This is a genomic window from Paraburkholderia unamae, assembly GCF_003268775.1.
Taxonomy (GTDB): domain Bacteria; phylum Pseudomonadota; class Gammaproteobacteria; order Burkholderiales; family Burkholderiaceae; genus Paraburkholderia; species Paraburkholderia unamae.
Window position 1 is genome coordinate 183,723 of record NZ_QLSU01000004.1, and the last position, 17,787, is coordinate 201,509.

The following is a 17,787-nucleotide window of genomic DNA, read 5'->3' on the forward strand; positions in this document are numbered from 1 at the left end:
GAGCCCGCCATGTCGATGAACGTATCCCTCCAGCAACTCAAGGTGTTCGTCGCAGTGGCGCGGGCGCGCAGCTTCACGCGCGCCGCGCGCGAGTTCGGTCTCACGCAGTCGGCGGTGAGCCGCTGCGTGCGCGAACTGGAAGAAGCGGTCGAGCTGAAGCTGTTCGATCGCACCACGCGCCAGGTCGAACTCACGCTTGCGGGCAGCGGCTTCGAGCGGCGCATCGGGCGCCTGCTCGACGAGATCGAGATGGCGCTCAGCGAAGGCCGCGACGCGCACCAGGCGCATAGCGGCGTGGTGCTCGTGGCGAGCAATCCGGTGCTTTCGTCCACCTGGGTGCCCGCCGCGCTCGCGCGCTGCGCGGCGGCTTTTCCGTCACTCACGCTGCAATTGCAGGACTTGCCGCAAGCGGCCGTGCTTCAGGCGGTCGAGCAGGGCGAGGCCGACTTCGGCGTGATCGCCGAAACCGTGCCGTTCGCGAGCGGCAATCTCGACGTGCAGCCGCTTTCGGCCACGCCGCTTTGCGCGCTGTTGCCCGCGCACCATCCGCTGGCGCTACAGGGGGCGCTGCGATGGGACGATCTCGCGCGCGAGCCGCTTGTCACGCTCAATCGCGACGCGGGTTGCAGGGGCGCGGTGATGCGCGCGCTGGACGGCTTGCGGCCCGAGGGGAGGCCGCTGCAAGAGTTCGCGCACGTCGCGGGCGTGGCGCGCATGGCGCAGCTCGGCATGGGCATCGGCGTGCTGCCGGTGTGCGTGGACGGCGCGCACGCCGCGTGTCACTGGCCCGCGCCTGCGGGCCCGCTCGTCACGCGCTTGCTGCATCCGGTCGTCAACGTCACGACGATGCTCGTGCGGCGTCGTCATCGCTCGCTGCGGCCGAGCGCTCAGGCAGCGTGGTCGCAGTTCATGCCGGACGGCTCGGTCGCGCACGACACGGCACCGGAGTCTTCACTCGATGGCTCGTCCGCGCGCAACACGCATGGCGCGCCCATGCGCGTCACCTTGCGCGATGGCTCCGCGCCCACGCTCCAGACCACGCACACCCACGCGCGCATTGAATAGCGCGCGCTGCGCACATCATCGTTTCATCGCCAGAAAAGCAAAACGGATCGCCCTCGCGCGATCCGTTTTGTCTTCCATCCATTCAGGGCGGCCTGCGCGCCGCCCTTAGTCCTGCCGCCCTTCGCCCTGCATTACGCCGGTTGCATCGCCATGCGTTCACGCTGCTTCACCAGCGCGAGCACCGTGTCGATCGTCGGGGTGGGCTCGCCCACCAGCGCGCCCATTTCCTGCACGACGGTGAGCAGCGGATCGATCTCCATCGGCCGACCGGTTTCGAGGTCGACGAGCATCGAGGTCTTGTGCGCGCCCACTGCGCCCGCGCCGTCGATGCGACGCTCCACATCCACGCGGAAGTTCACGCCGAACCGCTCGGCAATGCGCTTGCCTTCCAGCATCATCGTGCGCGCAACGGCGCGCGTGGCCGGGTCGCCGGTGATGACGTCGAGCGTGGCGTGCGTGAGCGCGCTGATCGGGTTGAAGCAGAGATTGCCCCACAGTTTCAGCCAGATTTCGTCGCGGATATTCTCGCGGATCGGCGCGTCGAACCCGGCCGCCTGCATGATTTCGTGCAGCGCGACGATGCGCGGCGTGCGCTCGCCCGAAGGCTCGCCAATGGGAAACTTTTTGCCGTACACGTGGCGGATCACGCCGGGCGCGTCGATTTCGGCGGCCGGATAGAGCACGCAGCCAATCGCGCGCTCCGGCGTGAGGCGGGTCCATTGCGAGCCGTCCGGGTCGATGCTTTCGAGCCGCGTGCCCGCGAACTTGCCGCCGTGCTGGTAGAAGTACCAGTAGGGAATGCCGTTGGTGCCCGTGACGATGGCGGTGTGCTTGCCGATGAGCGGCTGCATCGCGTCGATCACGCCCGCCACCGAATGCGCCTTGAGCGTGACGATGATGACATCCTGCACGCCCAGCTCGCGCGGGTCGGACGTGCAGCGGACCTTCGCCACATACTCCTCACCGTCCATCAAGAGGCGCGCGCCGTTCTCGCGCATGGCGGCCAGATGCGGGCCGCGTGCGATGAAGCTCACGTCGGCGCCCGCGCGCGCGAGTTGCACGCCCATCATGCCTCCGATAGCGCCCGCTCCATAGATGCAGATCTTCATGTTGAAACCCCAATGACGTTGAAAACCGCGTGTCCCTGGCGGCGCGTTTCATGATCGTGTGCGAGCGTTGGGGAAAAGCAGCCCGCTCGCCGCGGCGCCGGACGATGGTTTGAGCATAGGGGGTGCTGTCGATTAACGACAGTTAAAGTTTCTCGTGAAAATCATCAAGAGAAGCTTATGGATTCGACCCGCAGTGCAGCACTTTTTGCAGCACGATCAAGCGCGCCGCACGAGCAGAAAACTCACGCCGATCAGGCCGAGAAATGCGCCACAGGTGCGATTGAACCAGCGGCGCACCGTGGCGCGCGTGAGCCAGCGGCCAAGGTACATGCCCGCGAGCGAATAGAGCGCGATGGCCACGCATTCGAGCACGAGAAAGCTCGCGCCGAGCACGCCGAACTGCGGCGCGATGGGTCTTGCGACATCGACGAATTGCGGCAGGAACGCCGTGAACACGAGAATCGCCTTGGGGTTGCCCGCCGCCACAAGGCACTCGCGCCACGCAATGCGCGCAAGCGAGGCGTCGGCGTCGAGCGTCATGCCCACCGGGTTGGCGTCGCTGCGCCAGAGCTGCACGGCGAGCCATACGAGGTACGCGGCGCCCGCGAGTTTGATGACGAAGAACACGGCTTCGGACGCGCGCAGCACGACGGCGAGGCCCGTGGCCGCGAGCGCGATCATCGCGGCAAACGAGACCAGCCGTCCGGTGCCGCCGAGGAACGCGCGCAAAAAGCCGTGACGCGCGGCCACATTGATGGACAACAGGTTGTTCGGCCCCGGCGCCATGTTCAGCGCGAAGCAGGCGGGCAGGAAAAAGAGCCAGGCGGTGAAGGACATGATGACGCTCGAAGGTTTGCGCCGCGCAACGGCGCTCGATGAATCCGCGGTGAATCGCGTCATTCTAGCGCGACTGGCGCGCGCCGCCTGGCGCGCCCATCTGTGGCGTTTTCTAGTGAAATATCGGCAACGCGAGAAAGAGCTTGATGACGATGGCGTTGGCAATGTCGATGAAGAAGGCGGCCACCATCGGCACGACGAGAAACGCGAGATGCGAATGGCCGAAGCGCGCCGTCACGGCCTGCATGTTCGCAATCGCCGTGGGCGTCGCGCCAAGGCCGAAGCCACAGTGCCCCGCCGAGAGCACGACGGCGTCGTAGTTCGATCCCATCACGCGAAACGTGACGAAAATCGCATAGACCACCATGAGCACGGTTTGCGCAGCGAGGATCGTGAACACGGGCAGTGCGAGCGAGGCGAGGTCCCACAGGCGCAGCGTCATGAGCGCCATGGCGAGAAAGAGCGCGAGGCTCACGTTGCCGATGAGCGCGACGGCGTGCTCGGCCACGGGGCGTCCCGCGAAGGCAAGCCCATTGGCGAGCAGCACGGCCACGAACAGCACGCACACGAACGTGGGCAGCTCGAACGCGGTCCCGGCGATGAGTTCTGAGAGCGCGTCGCCCACCGCGAGGCTGATGGCGATGAGCGTGAGCGTGTTGATGAACGCGCCCGGCGTGGTCGGCTGCTCGGCCTTGGGTTCTTCGAACGCGTAAGGGTCGGGGGCGCTTTGCGGGACTGCCGTGCCCGAGGTATCGCCCCGCGCGCCGAGGCGCTTCATGAGATGCTGCGCGACCGGGCCGCCGAGTATGCCGCCCATGATGAGACCGAACGTGGCGCACGCAATGGCCGCCTCGGTGGCCGACTGCAAGCCGTGATGCTCGGTGAACACCGCGCCCCATGCCGCGCCCGTGCCGTGCCCGCCCGCGAGCGACACCGACCCGCCCAGCAAGCCGAACAGCGGATCGACCCCGAACGCCAGCGAGAGCGCGATCCCCAGCACGTTTTGCAGCACGAGCAGGCCGACCACCAGGGCGAGAAAGCGCACGAGCACCGGGCCGCCGTGCTTCAGGTTGGCGATGTTCGCGTTCAGGCCGATGGTGGCGAAAAACGCGAGCATGAGCGGCGCTTGCAGCGAGGTGTCGAAGACCACGTCGACGTGCGCGTAGCTGTGCAGGCCGAACACGATCAGCGCCGCGACGATGCCGCCCGCCACGGGCTCCGGAATCGTCCACTTGCGCAGCAGCGGCACGGCGGCGACGAGCCACTGGCCGACCAGCAGCACGAGCGAAGCGACAACGAGCGTTCCATAGACTTTGACGTTCATGACCGAGGTCTCATTCGAGGTCTCGCAGGGCGGCAGCGGAACGCGTTGGGCTGCCGGGGGCTGCGCCTGCAATAGCGGGGACGCATCTCCGCGTCACGGTACACCAGGCGCGCGGGCGTTGCGCTCATGGTGCGCAATCGGGTGCCTGATGATGTGCCTTCGGGCGCAATCGTTCGCCGCCGCCGGCCACGTGGCTTGCACGAAACGGGGCCGCACGCTTAAATACGCAGGCTGCGGCCACGGCGCGCAAGGCCGCCGCGTATGCAGAACGAATTTCCCCGTATTCCCCGCGATGCACGTTGCCGCGAGGCAGGTGCGAGACCGTACAAGAACCGGAGAAGGTCATGAATGGGAGCACCGTTGCTGAACGCGAGGCGGCCGGGCGTGCCGCGCGCGAGCGCTCGAAACGTTCGAGCCACAAGGAAGTGGGCGAGATCCGGCGCGACCCGCTCGAACTGCTGCGCCTGAGCAGCGAAGGCCGCGTGCCCAACCTCGTGCAGTTGCGCTACGGTCGCATGATCGTCTCGCCCTTCACGTTCTTTCGCGGCAGCGCGATTCTCCAGGCGCACGATCTCGCGGGCGTGCCGAACACCGGCATGACGATGGAGATCTGCGGCGACGCACATCTGCTGAACTTCGGCGCCTTCGCCACGCCCGAGCGCCAGCTCGTGTTCGATCTGAACGACTTCGACGAGGTGGCGCCCGGTCCGTGGGAGTGGGACCTCAAGCGCCTCGTGGCGAGCTTCGTCGTGGCGGCGCGGCACATGCGGTATTCGCGCGGCGTGGCCGAAGAACTCGTGATGACCGCCGTGACGCACTATCGCGACCGGCTGCGCCAGTATGCGGAGTACGGCGCGCTCGATCTCTGGTACGACAAGATCACCTTCGACCGCATGGTCGAGACGGCGCTCACGCCCGAAGGCCGGCGGCTGATCCGGCGCGGCATGGAAAAGGCCGCCAACCGCACGCACGAAAACCTGCTCGAAAAGCTCGCCGAGCGCCACAGCGACCACTGGACGATCCGCGACGCGCCGCCCGCGCTCTTTCACGTTCACGGCGTGAACACGCTGTTCGAACCCGAGGACGACTGGTTCACGCTCGGCGACTGGCGCACGCTGATCGAGCCGATGTACGCGGCCTATGCGAAAACGCTCGCGCCCGACCGGCGCGAACTGCTCGACCACTTCGCCATCCAGGATCTCGTGTTCAAGGTGGTGGGCGTGGGCAGCGTGGGCACGCGCTGCCTCGTGATGCTGCTCGTCGACCATCACGAGAAGCCGCTGTTCCTTCAGGTGAAAGAGGCACGGCGTTCAGTTATTTCGCAGTACTTCAAGTCGCAATCGCCGAAACACGAGGGCGAACGGGTCGTGCGTGGCCAGCGGCTGCTGCAAGCCGCGAGCGATATCTTTCTTGGCTGGACCACGGGCCCTTCCGGCCGCAACTTCTACGTGCGGCAGTTGCGCGACATGAAACTCTCGGTCGATCTCCAGTTGCTCGACAGCACGCTGCTTATCGGCTACGCGCGCCTTTGCGGTTGGGCGCTCGCGCGCGCGCATGCAAAGTCGGGCAGCGCGGCCATCGAAATTTCCTCGTATATCGGCCGCAACGACCAGTTCGGGGAGGCCTTGACGAGCTACGCGTTCGCCTATGCCGACCAGGTGGAGCGCGACTACGACGTGTTCGTGAAGGCGGCGCGCAGCGGCGCGATCATGGCGCGTAGCGACGAGGACATGGCGGCGGACTTCCGCGTGTGACGCGTGGTGACGGGGGGCGACGGATGGTGACGAGCGCGAGGCGCGGCCAATGCGCCGCGCCGAACGCGCTATGCTTGCGCTTTTGTTTCGCCGCGCATGAGCGAGCTACGCCTGCGCGGCACGCGACCTTATGCGTCTACGTCACATCGAAGTCTTTCACGCGATCATGCGCACCGGCTCGCTTTCGAAGGCTGCCGAGCTGCTGTGCGTTTCGCAGCCGGCGGTCAGCAAGGTGCTCGCGCACGCGGAGCGCAGCGCGGGCCTGAAGCTTTTCAGCCGTGCGCACGGCCGCCTGCAACCCACGCGCGAGGCCGAGCTGCTGTTCGCCGAAACGCAGAAGCTTCAGTCGAACCTGGACGGCATTCGCGACCTCGCGCGCAATCTCGCGCTGCGCCCGCAAGGGCTGCTGCGTATCGGCTGTCTGCCGAGCCTCGGCATGAGCCTGATGCCGCCCGCCGTGCAGGCGTTTCGCGCGAGCTATCCCGAGGTCTCGCTGAAGATCCAGACGCGCCACACCACCGAACTCCTCAACGCATTGCTCACGCGCGAGCTCGATCTCGCCGTCGCGCTCAATCCGCCTGCGCGGCCCGGCATCGCCGCGCACGAACTGGCGCGCACCGCCGTGGTCTGCGTCGCGCCGCCCGACGAGCCCTCGCCCGAACATGAGGCGCTTGCGCTGCGCGATTTCGTCGACGGCGAATGGATCAGCATCGGCAACGTCGACCCGCTTGGCGAGGCGATCGGCAACCTGCTGGAGGCCGAGGGCGTGGACGACCGTCTCGCGGCCGTCGAAGCGCAAACGTGGCACGTGGCGCGCGCGCTCGCGGCGCGTGGCATCGGCCGCGTGCTGCTCGACGAGATCACCGCGTGCAGCGCGGGCGAGCCGGTTGCGATACGGCGCGTGGAACCCGCGCTCACGATCGGCGTGTTCGCCATGTGGCGCGAAGGCGGCATGGACTCGCAGGCGGGCACTGCGTTCGTCGACGTGCTGCGCGGCTGCCTCGCCAAAACGTGCCAGCCGTGAGCGCGTCGGGCATCGGATCCGGCGCGGGCCGCCGGTACAATCGGGCGTAGGGGAGGCTTCGCCGCGTGCGTGCTTCATGCAATCGGGAAACGGGATGGAGACTGTGTTGAAGTGCTTTGGCATCGCGAGACGTTCGCGTCATCATGCGCGCGCCGCGAGGGCCGCGCGTTCGTTGTCGGTCACGTTGTGCGGCGCGCTTGCCTGCGCCTGCATCCTGGCGGGCGCGGCCCACGCGCAGGAGCTCGAAAGCCCCACGCTGCGCAAGATCCGCGACACCGGCACGATCGTGATCGGCGTGCGCGAAGCGGCGGTGCCGTTCTCGTACATGGCGGGCGGCGCGCACGCCACGGGCTACTCGTACGAGATCGCGCAGCGCATCGCCGGGGCCGTGCGCGACTCGCTCCAGCTTCCTGCATTGCGGGTGCGAGAGCTCGTCGTCACGCCGCAAAACCGCATCACGCTCGTGCAGAACGGCACCGTCGATCTCGAATGCAGCACCGCGACGCACACGCGTGAGCGCGAGAGCGACGTGACGTTCTCGGACAGTATTTTTGTGTTCGGCGTGCGCATGCTCGTGAAGCGCGGTTCGCCGGTGCGCGGCTTCGACGATCTCGCGGGCCGCACCGTGGTCACGACGGCGGGCACGTCGGAGGAACGCATGCTGCGGCGCTGGAACGTCGAGCACGCGATGAACATGCACATCGTCGTGGCCAAAACGCACGGCGATTCGGTCGAAGCCGTGCGCTCGGGCCGCGCCGCGGCCTTCGTGATGGACGAGCCGCTTCTGCACGCCGCGCTCGCCACCGGCTACGTGGCGAGCGAAACGCCGGGCTCGGCCGTCGCGCAAAGCGCGCGCAACATGAACGGCGCGCAGGCGTTCGCGATCGTCGGCGACGCGGCGCGGCCCGCGGTGTACGGCTGCATGTTCCGGCGCGGCGACGTGGCCTTCAAGCGCATTGCCGACGACACCATCGCGAAGATGGAGCGCTCGGGCGAAGCGCGTGCGCTCTACCGGCGCTGGTTTGAAATGCCGATCCCGCCGGCGGGCGTGAACCTGGACTATCCGATGTCGGCGCAGATGAAGGCGCTTTTTGCAAACCCCAACGACCAGCCGCTCGATTGAAAGCGCTCGAAAACGCTCGAAAGCGATCAAGCGGCGCAACGCATGGAGAGACGTAACGATGAGTGAAACGCAAGAACGCGCAGTGACACCCGACGCAAACACGCCCGCTCGCAAGATCGCGCTCGTCACGGGCGCGGGCAGCGGCATCGGCCGGGCGTGCGCGCGCAGACTGCTCGCGAACGGCTTTGCCGTGGTGCTGACGGGCCGTCGCGCCGAGCCGCTCGAAGCGCTTGCGCAGGAAGCCCGCACGCGCGGCGAAGAGGCGCTGGCCGTGCCTTGCGACGTGACCGACGCGGCAGCCGTCGAGGGGCTCTTCGAGACGATCCGCGCGCGTTACGGCCGGCTCGACCTGCTCTTCAACAACGCGGGCCGCAACGCGCCGGGCGTGGACATCGACGAGCTTTCGGTCGACGACTGGCGCGCCGTGGTCGATACCAACCTGACGGGCGTGTTCCTGTGCACGCGCGCGGCGTTCGGGCTGATGAAGCGGCAAACGCCGCGCGGCGGCCGCATCATCAACAACGGCTCGATTTCGGCGCACGCGCCGCGGCCTTCCAGCATCGCCTATACGGCGACGAAGCACGCCATCACGGGGCTGACCAAATCGGTGTCGCTCGACGGGCGGCGCTACGACATCGCGTGCGGGCAGATCGACATCGGCAACGCGGCGACGGAGATGGCCGAGCGCATGGCGCGCGGCGTGCCGCAGGCGAACGGCGAGATCGCCATCGAGCCGCTGATGGACGTCGAACTCGTGGCCGACGCGCTTCTGCACATGGCGCAACTGCCGCTGGAAGCGAACGTGCCGTTCATGACGATCATGGCGACGAAGATGCCGTTCGTGGGGCGCGGCTGAACGGGGCGGCCCGGGCGCAAGACCGGGCACTGGACGGGACACAGCGGCGGGGGCGCGCAGACGCTGGCGCACGCGAGCGCGCCGCCTCCCGTATACTGGCCGCTGAACCATCACGACGCCCGAGCGCCCATGCCTGCACACCCGCGTCCGGACGACGATCCGCGCCCCCAGCCGCCCGAATGCCCCAATAACGACGACTGCTGCCATAGTGGCTGCGACCCCTGCATCTTCGACCTGTACGACGAGGAGTACGGCCGGTATCGCACCGCGCTGGCTGCGTGGGAAGCGCGCGAAGCCGAGCGGCAGACGCAGGTGGCGGCCAAGCCGGCCGCCGGTGCCGCCGGTTCGGCCGAACCGCCGCACGGCAAGGCCTCACGCCAGTCGCACTGACCGGGCCGAATCGTACTGAATTGCACCGAAGCGCGCCGAAGCGTATTGCCCCTCCGCCATGACCGAATCCGCTCTCGTACCCAACGCCCCTGTTCTCGACGCCGCCGCGCTCGACGCGCTGCAAGCTTTCGTTGAGCGTCACCCGCGCCTCTTCGTTCTGACCGGCGCGGGCATCAGCACGGACTCGGGCATTCCCGGCTATCGCGACGAGAACGGCGCCTGGAAGCGCTCGCCGCCGATCACGTTGCAGGAGTTCCTCGGCTCCGAGGGCATGCGGCGGCGCTACTGGGCGCGCAGCCTGATCGGCTGGCCCACGGTGGGGCTTGCGCAGCCCAACGGCGCGCATCGTGCGCTCGCGCGCCTGGGCGCGGCGGGCTACGCGCGCACGCTCGTCACGCAGAACGTGGACGGACTGCACCAGCGCGCGGGCAGCCACGACGTGATCGAGTTGCACGGCAGCATCGCGCACGTGCATTGCCTCGACTGCGGCGCGCAGTATTCGCGCGAGTCGATCCAGCCGGAACTCGTCGCGCGCAACCCCGCCGTTGCGGCGGCAAGCGCGGAGCCCGCCGCCGACGGCGACGCCCATCTCGACTTCGACGGCGCCAACGCCTTCCATGTGCCCGCGTGCGCGGCGTGCGGCGGCATGCTCAAGCCATCGGTGGTGTTTTTCGGCGAGAACGTGCCGCGCGAGCGCGTGGCGGCCGCTTCGAACGCGCTCGATGAAGCCGACGCCGTGCTCGTGGTCGGCTCCTCGTTGATGGTGTATTCGGGCTATCGCTTCTGCGCCTGGGCGCAGCAGCGCGGCAAGTCCGTGGCCGCCATCAACATGGGCAAGACGCGCGCCGACCCGTTGCTCGCGCTGAAGCTGGAAGCACCATGCGCGGCCGTGCTCGACGCGCTCGACGCCCGGCTATGCGCCTGATCTCCCGCTCGCCATTCGCCATTCAACGGAACCGACGCCATGCTGAACACGCTAGCCGACCTCGAAGCGCACTACGGCACGCCGCACGAGCGCGCGTTGCGCAAGGAAATCGATCACGTCAACGCGGACTACCGTCGCTTTATCGAAAGCTCGCCGTTCGTCGTGCTGGCCACGGGTAGCGCCGACGGGCTCGACTGCTCGCCGCGCGGCGACGCGCCGGGTTTCGTGCGCATTCTCGACGAGCGCACGCTCGCGCTGCCCGACCGGCCCGGCAACAACCGCGTGGACAGCCTGCGCAACGTGGTGGCCTCGTCCCAGGTGGGCCTGCTGTTCATTGTGCCCGGCGTGGGCGAGATGCTGCGCGTGAACGGACGCGGCCGTGTAAGCACCGAAGCGTCGCTGCTCGCGAGCTTCGCCGTGGACGGCAAGCCGCCGCGCTCGGTGCTCGTGATCGACGTGCAAAGCGTGTACTTCCATTGCTCGAAGGCCATCGTGCGCTCGAAGCTGTGGGACCCGTCGCGCCATGTCGAGCGCTCGCAACTGCCCAGCGCGGGCGACATGCTACGCCGCGTGAACGAGGAGCAATATGGCGAGACGTTCGACAGCGAGACTTACGAAGCCGGTCTCGCCGAACGCATCAAGCACACCCTGTACTGACCGAACGTTGAAAGAACGCTAGACGATGAACGACCCGCAAGCCGCCCAGCGCCTCAGCGCGCCCGCCGCCGAGCGCAATGCCGCGCCGATCCTCGACGTGCTGCGCGGCGCGTTGCCCGCGCATGGCACCGTGCTCGAAATCGCGAGCGGCACCGGCCAGCATGCCGTACACTTCGCGGCCGCGTTGCCGGACATCACCTGGCAGCCGAGCGACGCCGACGCGCGCTCGCGCGCCTCGATTTCCGCATGGCGCGCCCACACGGGCCTCGCGAACCTGCGCGAGCCGCTCGATCTCGACGTGCGCCGCGAGCCCTGGCCGATCGGCGCGGTGGACGCCATCGTCTGCATCAACATGATTCACATTGCGCCGTGGGAAGCGGCAAAGGCGCTCATGAAAGGCGCGGGCGCGCGCGTTGCTTCAGGGGGAGCGCTCGTGCTCTACGGGCCGTACCGGCGCGAAGGCGCGCACACGGCGCCGAGCAACGAGGCCTTCGACGCCGACTTGCGCGCGCGCGACGCCGCATGGGGCGTGCGCGACATGGAAGACGTGGAGGCGCTGGCGTTGGCGCAGGGCTTCGTATGCGAGGCGCGCGTGCCGATGCCGGCCAACAATTTCAGCCTGGTGTTCCGCAAACGCTAACGCAGGCGGGGGTACGTCAGCCGCGCGTGCGCGCGTTCGCGCAGCGCCCGGACGTTTCCCTTATGCTTGCACGGTTGGCGCCTTTTGCGGCGCCGTCTATGAATGAAGTGGAGAATCAACATGAGCAAACAGCCAATCGGCGTTGTGGGTCTGGCCGTGATGGGTAGCAATCTGGCGCTCAACATCGAGAGCCGCGGTCATGCGGTTTCGGTGTTCAATCGCAGCCGCGCGAGAACCGACGAGCTGATCGCTGAGTATCCGGATCGCAAGCTCGTGCCGGCTTACACGCTCGAAGAGTTCGTGGATTCGCTCGAAAAGCCGCGCCGCATTCTCATGATGGTGAAGGCCGGCGCGCCCACCGACGACACCATTGCCGCGCTCAAGCCGCTGCTGGAAAAGGGCGACATCCTGATCGACGGCGGCAATACGCACTTCACCGACACGATCCGCCGCAACCAGGAACTCGCCAAGTCGGGCCTGCACTTCATCGGCACGGGTGTGTCGGGCGGCGAAGAAGGCGCGTTGAAGGGCCCGTCGATCATGCCGGGCGGCCAGCGCGATGCTTACGATCTGGTTGCGCCGATCCTCACCGAAATCGCCGCGAAGGCGCCGGACGGCGAGCCGTGCGTGGCCTACATGGGCCCGGACGGCGCGGGTCACTTCGTGAAGATGGTGCACAACGGCATTGAATACGGCGACATGCAACTGATCGCCGAAAGCTATGCGGTGCTCAAGCAGGTGCTCGGCCTCTCGAACGAGGAACTGGGCCAGGTCTACACCGAGTGGAACGAAGGCGAGCTCGACAGCTACCTCATCGAAATCACCTCGAAGATCTTCGCCAAGAAGGACGAGGAAACGGGCAAGGATCTCGTCGACGTGATTCTCGACCGAGCCGCGCAAAAGGGCACCGGCAAGTGGACGAGCCAGAACGCGCTGGATCTCGGCGCGCCGCTGCCGCTCATCACGGAAGCCGTGTTCGCGCGCGTGCTCTCGTCGCTCAAGACGCAGCGCGTGGCCGCGAGCGAGGTGCTTGCGGGCCCCGACGCGAAGCCGTTCTCGGGCGACCGGAAGGCGTTCATCGAGTCGGTGCGCCGCGCGCTGTACTTCTCGAAGGTCATTTCGTACGCGCAAGGCTTCGCGCAACTGCGCGCCGCCTCCGACGAGTACAAGTGGGATCTGCAATACGGCACGATCGCCAAGATCTTCCGCGCGGGCTGCATCATCCGTGCGCGCTTCCTCCAGAAGATCATGGACGCCTATGCGAAGAACCCGCAGCTCGACAACCTGCTGCTCGATCCCTATTTCCGTGACATCGCGGCCAATTATCAGTCGGCGCTGCGCGACGTGGTGATCCAGGCGGTGAGCGCGGGCGTGCCGGTGCCGGCGTTCTCGTCGGCGGTTGCTTACTTCGACGGCTACCGCTCGGAGCGTGTGCCCGCCAATCTGGTGCAGGCGCAGCGCGACTTCTTCGGCGCTCACACGTTCGAGCGCATCGACAAGCCGGGCAGCTTCCACGCCGACTGGTCGTAAGGAAATCGCAAGTCAAAAGGCCGCACTGTCGTTACGGTCTTTGTTGGAATCGAAAGGTGAGTCCCGTGGACTCACCTTTTTTTGTTGCTGGATTTGCAACGGTGTTTTTATGAATTAGGGTTTTCCCTATAGGCGTCGGGCTACTACACTGTAATCAATCGCTGACGAACACCGTGTTCCGAAGCGGAAATAAAACAGATGGAGGTCCGATCATGAACAAGCTTATCCCCGCAGTTGTTGTTGCCGCCGCTCTTGCCATCCCGGCAATCTCGTTTGCCCAGTCGAGCCAGCAAGGCCTGACCCGCGCCCAGGTGCGTGCGGAACTGGTCGAACTCGAGCACGCCGGTTACAACCCGTCGGCTGACCATGTGAACTACCCGGAAAACCTGCAAGCCGCGCAAGCCCGCGTGACCCAGGAAAAGCTGGCCGCAGGCGACACCAGCGGCTACGGCGCACCGGCCGTGGGTACGTCGCAGTCGGGCGCAGCAGTGCAACCTGCACACCTCGCGCCGCACCAGCAGGTTTATTTCGGTCACTAAGCGGTGACCGGCCGGGGCCGCCACAAGTGGCTCCGGCGCCCCAACCCCTGTAGTTGATGTTGCAGTTCGTTGTTGCAGCAAATCCTCGTAGTTTGAAGGTGTTGTGAGTTCTCGCAGTCGGTAGTGAGCTGTTGCACCAGGCCGTTGCAGTACGCAGTGTGTAGTTGTCGTGGAAGTTGCAGCACGCAGTACGCAGTGAGTTATTGCAGTTGAAGTTGCAGGAGCCGTACCCGCAGCACGCAGTGAGTTATTGCAGTTGAAGTTGCAGGAGCCGTACCGCAGCACGCAGTGAGTCGTTGCAGTCGAGAAGTTGCAGTGAGCGTTGTGAGTTGTTGCAGTACGCAGTAGAAGCACGCAGAGAGCAGTAGATGGATGTAGTTGGCTGGCGCAGTGAGAGGTGCAGCCTTGCAGTAGCAGTACGCATCAAGTTGTTGTTGCAGGCAGTAACGCAGTAGGCAGTCCAGCACGGGCCGGTTCTCCACCGGCCCGTACTTATTTGTGCGCCGCGTTCGCGCTTTCAGCGGCCACGCAGATGAGGCACGCCCTCGCTCGTCGCGACCTTGAGCTGATGCAGCGACCTGTGCGCCTTGTTCAGTTGCGCCTGGGCGGCAATGCGCTGCGCCTCCAGTTGCGCCACTTCCTTGCGCACCTGATGCTGGCGGCCCGTCACGGTCTGTTCCTGATCCGCGTGCCGTTGCAGGTCCACGCGCAGCCGTTCGGCCTGCGCTTCCGATTCCTCGATCAGCCGTGTGAGCTCCGCATTCTGCGCGATGAGCTGTGCGCGGCGCGCTTCGCCGTCGGCAAGGCGCGTGGCTTGCTCCTGCATGAGATGAAACGCCGAGCCGGCCGCGTCGAGGTCGTTGGCCTTGAGCGCGCGCCAGAGGATGCTTTCCTGATGGAGCGCGACGTAGTAGCCGAGCGTGGGCGGGTGGAAAAACAGGCTTACGCTATAGGCGAAGCAGCGGTAGACGCGAAACGTCATCAGTTCCTCACCGGCTGCGAGCGCTTCGAACGCGGCGCCGTCGGCGATCTGCACCGGGCGGCCGTTCAGGTGCGCGGGCATGACCGGCACCGCATGCAGCGTGGACACCGGGCGCGGGCCGCCATCGGCCGGCATGGCAGCACTTGCGGACGGTTCCGTGCGAGACTCGATGTCGACCACGGACTCGGTGGCCGCATGGGCGGCGTTGGCGGGATCGGCATCGGCGGTGGCGGCGTCGCGCGAGAGCGCGCGTTGTGCGGCCGCGTCGTGCGCCACGGCGAGCAGGCGCGACGGACCGCCGGACAATGCGGCGCTACGGCGGTTCAAAATGGATTTCACGGCGGTTCCCCCAGATTGGCGCGCCAAAGCCCACACGGTCCGCGCGAGACGGCGTGGACCTTTGCGCAGGCGCGCAGGCAAAAAGGGGCGGGCGATGCGAGGCGGGCGCCGTCCGCTCCGGGTTGGCTTCCTAGTGCAGCAGGCGGGGCCGGCGCGCGATGTCGTCGAAGAGCGCACGGCCGGGTTCGAGCGCGAACAGCCAGGTTTCGTCATAGCCGCTCAGCGTGTCGAGCGCATCGCGCAAACGCTCGATCACCACGGCGGGAATTTCCACGCTTGCCCGCGTCGCGCCCGAAAGGCGTGCGATGCTGGCATGCTGCACCAGTTCGTCCGCGGCTTCGGCCACATCGGCCGCGAAGATGAGATGGTTGTTCAACAATTCGACGAGGCCGGGCGACGCCGCGACGTCTTCGACATTGAGCTGCAACGAAAGGAAGGTGGCTTTGTTCATTCTCGGATCCCTCAGGGCCATGGGACTGAAGCGAGAGGCCTTTCATCTGATTATCGGGTCACGCGTGAACCAGTATAGGCGTTGCCCCGCGCAAACGTAGGCGGGGCGCGCATGACGCCGAAAAAAGGCCGACGGGGCATGAACGATATAATGGGGGCCGTTCGCCAATTCCGGCTTAATCCGCGGAATGTGGCGCGCAAGCGAACGCCTGCGGCCCGCCGCGCATCCAATATGCGTATTTCCGACGTACGCGAGGACCAAGCGAGGAACAGCAACATGAATCGACAACGGCGAAATCCGGGCGCATATGCGGCGCTGGCCGCCCTCACGCTCGTCTGTAGCGCCTGTAGCACCCCCTTCGCGCCTTGGGCCGAGTCCACGCCGGCGCACACCGTGTCGTCGAGCGGCGTGCCCGCAGGCTACTACCGCGTCAATCCCGGCGACACGCTCTCGCGCATCGCCTCGGCCTACGGCCAGCGCCCGCAGGACATCGCGAGCTGGAACCAGCTCTCCAGCGCCAACGCCCAGGTGTTGCCGGGCCAGGTGCTGCGCGTCGCGCCGCCGCCAAGCTATGCCACGGCCGCCCCGCAGGCGCCGGGCGGCGCGCCCGCGGCCGCCGGCGTGGCGACGCCCGCGCCGGTCGCGCCTTCCATCGCGCTCGCCTGGCCGGCGCGCGGGCCGATCCTCCAGCGCTTCGTGCCCGGCAAATCCACGGGCATCGTGATCGGCGGCACGGCTGGAGAGCAGGTCAAGGCCGCCGCCGCCGGGCGCGTGGTCTATGCGGGCACGGGCATCGAGGCCTATGGTCCGCTCGTCATCATCAAGCACAACGACCAGGTCGTGACGGCCTACGGCCACAACGGCAAGCTGCTCGTGAAGGAAGACGACGCGGTCACGCAAGGCCAGCCGATCGCGGAAATGGGCACGGACGAGCGCGGCGTTGCCGGTGTTCAGTTCGAAGTCCGTAGCGACGGCAAGCCCGTCGACCCGCTGCCGCTGCTTGCGCGTTAATCAACGCACCAACCAGAGCGCCAGGGGCGACGGCGGTTTTTTCCGCAGCCGTCGCGCCCCGCTTGCCGCCGGCCGGGCGTCCGCTCCGGCATTGCGCTGCCCCGCCGTTTGAAAATACACTCGATGGTTCTCACGCCGCGCGGCGCGCGCCGACAAGGTGCGCCCATTCGTCCCGCGCGAGCGCCAACCACGAGGATTTCATCGCAATGATCGACCTGCGTAGCGACACCGTCACCCGTCCGAGCGAAGCCATGCTCGCCGCCATGACCCGCGCCGAAACCGGCGACGACGTGTGGGGCGACGACCCGACCGTGCTGCGCCTGCAAGCGCGCGTGGCCGAGGAGTCGGGCAAGGAGGCGGGGCTTTTCTTCCCGAGCGGCACGCAAAGCAACCTCGCCGCGTTGATGGCGCATTGCGCGCGCGGCGACGAGTACATCGTCGGCCAGGCGGCACATACCTACAAGTACGAGGGCGGCGGCGCCGCGGTGCTCGGCAGCATCCAGCCGCAGCCGCTCGACAACGCCGAAGACGGCACGCTCCCGCTCGAGCGCATCGCCGCGGCGATCAAACCGCTCGACGACCACTTCGCGCGCACGCGCCTGCTCGCGCTCGAAAACACCATCGGCGGCAAGGTGCTGCCGGCGCAATACGTTGCCCAGGCCACGCAGCTTGCGCATGAGCGCGGTCTCTCCACGCACCTCGACGGCGCGCGCGCGTACAACGCGGTCGTCGCCTCGAACCAGTCTTTGAGCACGGTGACGGCGGGCTTCGATTCGGTCTCGATCTGTTTTTCGAAGGGGTTGGGCACGCCGGTGGGGTCGGTGCTCGTGGGCAGCCGCGCGCTCATCGACGTCGCGCATCGCTGGCGCAAGGTGCTCGGCGGCGGCATGCGCCAGTCGGGCGTGCTCGCGGCCGCGTGCCTTTACGCGCTCGATCACAACGTTGCGCGCCTCGCCGACGACCACGCGAACGCCGCGCGCCTCGCCGCCGGTCTCGCGCAGATCGATCAGGTGAAAGTGATGTCGCAGGCCACGAACATGGTGTTCGTGCAGTTCCCGCAGGAGCATTGCGCGCCGCTGGAGGCGTACCTGAAAGAGCGCGGCATCCTCACGCAGATGCTCTACGCTTCGCGTTTCGTCACGCACCTCGACGTGACCGCCGCCGATATCGATACGTTCGTGGCGGCCGTGAAGGGGTACTTCGCGCGTTAAGCGTTAGCAGTCAGGCGCAA

18 protein-coding genes are annotated in these 17,787 nt (G+C 67.0%); 13 read left to right on the forward strand and 5 right to left on the reverse strand.

All coding sequences use genetic code 11. The annotated features are described in order from the left end of the window. Window positions 1–15: 15 nt before the first annotated feature. A complete protein-coding gene (locus tag C7401_RS08265; protein ID WP_112171116.1) occupies window positions 16–1,065 on the forward strand; it encodes a LysR family transcriptional regulator in 1,050 nt (349 codons plus the stop codon). 131 nt (window positions 1,066–1,196) lie between these two features. Here the strand turns inward: C7401_RS08265 and C7401_RS08270 are convergent, their stop codons facing one another. The 3 genes from C7401_RS08270 to gltS all read right to left on the reverse strand — a co-directional run bounded on the left by C7401_RS08270 (window position 1,197) and on the right by gltS (window position 4,335). Continuing rightward, window positions 1,197–2,174, reverse strand: a complete 978-nt coding sequence (locus C7401_RS08270; protein ID WP_112170887.1) for a 2-dehydropantoate 2-reductase — start codon at window positions 2,172–2,174, stop codon at window positions 1,197–1,199. A gap of 216 nt (window positions 2,175–2,390) precedes the next feature. Continuing rightward, window positions 2,391–3,011 (reverse strand): LysE family translocator, encoded by a 621-nt coding sequence (locus C7401_RS08275; protein ID WP_112171117.1) that lies wholly within the window; start codon window positions 3,009–3,011, stop codon window positions 2,391–2,393. A gap of 112 nt (window positions 3,012–3,123) precedes the next feature. After that, on the reverse strand, window positions 3,124–4,335 hold the full coding sequence (gene gltS, locus C7401_RS08280; RefSeq protein WP_112170888.1) for a sodium/glutamate symporter: 1,212 nt from the start codon (window positions 4,333–4,335) through the stop codon (window positions 3,124–3,126). A 344-nt stretch (window positions 4,336–4,679) separates the two neighbouring features. On the opposite strand from gltS, the gene C7401_RS08285 reads away from it, so the two are divergent. The 10 genes from C7401_RS08285 (at window position 4,680) to C7401_RS08330 (ending at window position 13,773) form a co-directional block, all read left to right on the forward strand. Continuing rightward, the gene (locus C7401_RS08285; RefSeq protein ID WP_112170889.1) at window positions 4,680–6,089 is read left to right on the forward strand and encodes a DUF2252 domain-containing protein; all 1,410 of its coding nucleotides are present in this window, start codon (window positions 4,680–4,682) and stop codon (window positions 6,087–6,089) included. Window positions 6,090–6,219: 130 nt separating this feature from the next. Further along, a complete protein-coding gene (locus tag C7401_RS08290) occupies window positions 6,220–7,113 on the forward strand; it encodes a LysR family transcriptional regulator (protein WP_112170890.1) in 894 nt (297 codons plus the stop codon). 94 nt (window positions 7,114–7,207) lie between these two features. Next, the gene (locus C7401_RS08295) at window positions 7,208–8,236 is read left to right on the forward strand and encodes a transporter substrate-binding domain-containing protein (protein WP_112170891.1); all 1,029 of its coding nucleotides are present in this window, start codon (window positions 7,208–7,210) and stop codon (window positions 8,234–8,236) included. A gap of 58 nt (window positions 8,237–8,294) precedes the next feature. Beyond that, window positions 8,295–9,092 (forward strand): SDR family oxidoreductase, encoded by a 798-nt coding sequence (locus C7401_RS08300; RefSeq protein WP_112170892.1) that lies wholly within the window; start codon window positions 8,295–8,297, stop codon window positions 9,090–9,092. Window positions 9,093–9,221: 129 nt separating this feature from the next. Beyond that, window positions 9,222–9,482, forward strand: a complete 261-nt coding sequence (locus C7401_RS08305) for an oxidoreductase-like domain-containing protein (RefSeq protein ID WP_112170893.1) — start codon at window positions 9,222–9,224, stop codon at window positions 9,480–9,482. A gap of 58 nt (window positions 9,483–9,540) precedes the next feature. Continuing rightward, a complete protein-coding gene (locus C7401_RS08310) occupies window positions 9,541–10,407 on the forward strand; it encodes an NAD-dependent protein deacetylase (protein WP_112170894.1) in 867 nt (288 codons plus the stop codon). Window positions 10,408–10,446: 39 nt separating this feature from the next. After that, complete coding sequence (locus C7401_RS08315) at window positions 10,447–11,064, forward strand: pyridoxamine 5'-phosphate oxidase family protein (protein ID WP_112170895.1); 618 nt, start codon at window positions 10,447–10,449, stop codon at window positions 11,062–11,064. 25 nt (window positions 11,065–11,089) lie between these two features. Next, window positions 11,090–11,704 carry a DUF938 domain-containing protein gene (locus C7401_RS08320; protein WP_112170896.1) on the forward strand — a complete coding sequence of 205 codons (615 nt, stop codon included), beginning with the start codon at window positions 11,090–11,092 and terminating at the stop codon, window positions 11,702–11,704. A 120-nt stretch (window positions 11,705–11,824) separates the two neighbouring features. After that, window positions 11,825–13,234 (forward strand): NADP-dependent phosphogluconate dehydrogenase, encoded by a 1,410-nt coding sequence (gnd, locus tag C7401_RS08325; protein ID WP_112170897.1) that lies wholly within the window; start codon window positions 11,825–11,827, stop codon window positions 13,232–13,234. Window positions 13,235–13,446: 212 nt separating this feature from the next. Next, the gene (locus tag C7401_RS08330) at window positions 13,447–13,773 is read left to right on the forward strand and encodes a DUF4148 domain-containing protein (protein ID WP_112170898.1); all 327 of its coding nucleotides are present in this window, start codon (window positions 13,447–13,449) and stop codon (window positions 13,771–13,773) included. A 517-nt stretch (window positions 13,774–14,290) separates the two neighbouring features. Here C7401_RS08330 and C7401_RS08335 read toward each other — a convergent pair. After that, window positions 14,291–15,094: a DUF2968 domain-containing protein gene (locus C7401_RS08335; protein WP_112170899.1), complete on the reverse strand. Its 804-nt coding sequence runs from the start codon at window positions 15,092–15,094 to the stop codon at window positions 14,291–14,293. Between the two features lie 130 nt (window positions 15,095–15,224). After that, window positions 15,225–15,545, reverse strand: a complete 321-nt coding sequence (locus C7401_RS08340) for a hypothetical protein (RefSeq protein WP_112170900.1) — start codon at window positions 15,543–15,545, stop codon at window positions 15,225–15,227. Between the two features lie 276 nt (window positions 15,546–15,821). Here C7401_RS08340 and C7401_RS08345 point away from each other — a divergent pair, with 276 nt between their 5' ends. Beyond that, entirely contained in the window at window positions 15,822–16,556 is a 735-nt protein-coding gene (locus C7401_RS08345; protein ID WP_224041813.1) for a LysM peptidoglycan-binding domain-containing M23 family metallopeptidase, read from the forward strand. Window positions 16,557–16,762: 206 nt separating this feature from the next. Further along, window positions 16,763–17,767 (forward strand): low-specificity L-threonine aldolase, encoded by a 1,005-nt coding sequence (ltaE, locus tag C7401_RS08350; protein WP_112170902.1) that lies wholly within the window; start codon window positions 16,763–16,765, stop codon window positions 17,765–17,767. Window positions 17,768–17,787 lie beyond the last annotated feature (20 nt).

What these genes read in the sequence shown, in the direction of transcription:
- C7401_RS08290 (WP_112170890.1), top strand. Translation starts at nt 6,220, where the DNA reads ATGCGTCTACGTCACATCGAAGTCTTTCACGCGATCATGCGCACCGGC.
- gnd (WP_112170897.1), top strand. Translation starts at nt 11,825, where the DNA reads ATGAGCAAACAGCCAATCGGCGTTGTGGGTCTGGCCGTGATGGGTAGC.
- C7401_RS08270 (WP_112170887.1), bottom strand. Translation starts at nt 2,174, where the DNA reads ATGAAGATCTGCATCTATGGAGCGGGCGCTATCGGAGGCATGATGGGC.
- C7401_RS08320 (WP_112170896.1), top strand. Translation starts at nt 11,090, where the DNA reads ATGAACGACCCGCAAGCCGCCCAGCGCCTCAGCGCGCCCGCCGCCGAG.
- C7401_RS08340 (WP_112170900.1), bottom strand. Translation starts at nt 15,545, where the DNA reads ATGAACAAAGCCACCTTCCTTTCGTTGCAGCTCAATGTCGAAGACGTC.
- C7401_RS08345 (WP_224041813.1), top strand. Translation starts at nt 15,822, where the DNA reads ATGAATCGACAACGGCGAAATCCGGGCGCATATGCGGCGCTGGCCGCC.
- C7401_RS08300 (WP_112170892.1), top strand. Translation starts at nt 8,295, where the DNA reads ATGAGTGAAACGCAAGAACGCGCAGTGACACCCGACGCAAACACGCCC.
- gltS (WP_112170888.1), bottom strand. Translation starts at nt 4,335, where the DNA reads ATGAACGTCAAAGTCTATGGAACGCTCGTTGTCGCTTCGCTCGTGCTG.
- C7401_RS08285 (WP_112170889.1), top strand. Translation starts at nt 4,680, where the DNA reads ATGAATGGGAGCACCGTTGCTGAACGCGAGGCGGCCGGGCGTGCCGCG.
- C7401_RS08315 (WP_112170895.1), top strand. Translation starts at nt 10,447, where the DNA reads ATGCTGAACACGCTAGCCGACCTCGAAGCGCACTACGGCACGCCGCAC.
- C7401_RS08330 (WP_112170898.1), top strand. Translation starts at nt 13,447, where the DNA reads ATGAACAAGCTTATCCCCGCAGTTGTTGTTGCCGCCGCTCTTGCCATC.
- C7401_RS08265 (WP_112171116.1), top strand. Translation starts at nt 16, where the DNA reads ATGAACGTATCCCTCCAGCAACTCAAGGTGTTCGTCGCAGTGGCGCGG.
- C7401_RS08305 (WP_112170893.1), top strand. Translation starts at nt 9,222, where the DNA reads ATGCCTGCACACCCGCGTCCGGACGACGATCCGCGCCCCCAGCCGCCC.
- ltaE (WP_112170902.1), top strand. Translation starts at nt 16,763, where the DNA reads ATGATCGACCTGCGTAGCGACACCGTCACCCGTCCGAGCGAAGCCATG.
- C7401_RS08310 (WP_112170894.1), top strand. Translation starts at nt 9,541, where the DNA reads ATGACCGAATCCGCTCTCGTACCCAACGCCCCTGTTCTCGACGCCGCC.
- C7401_RS08295 (WP_112170891.1), top strand. Translation starts at nt 7,208, where the DNA reads ATGGAGACTGTGTTGAAGTGCTTTGGCATCGCGAGACGTTCGCGTCAT.
- C7401_RS08275 (WP_112171117.1), bottom strand. Translation starts at nt 3,011, where the DNA reads ATGTCCTTCACCGCCTGGCTCTTTTTCCTGCCCGCCTGCTTCGCGCTG.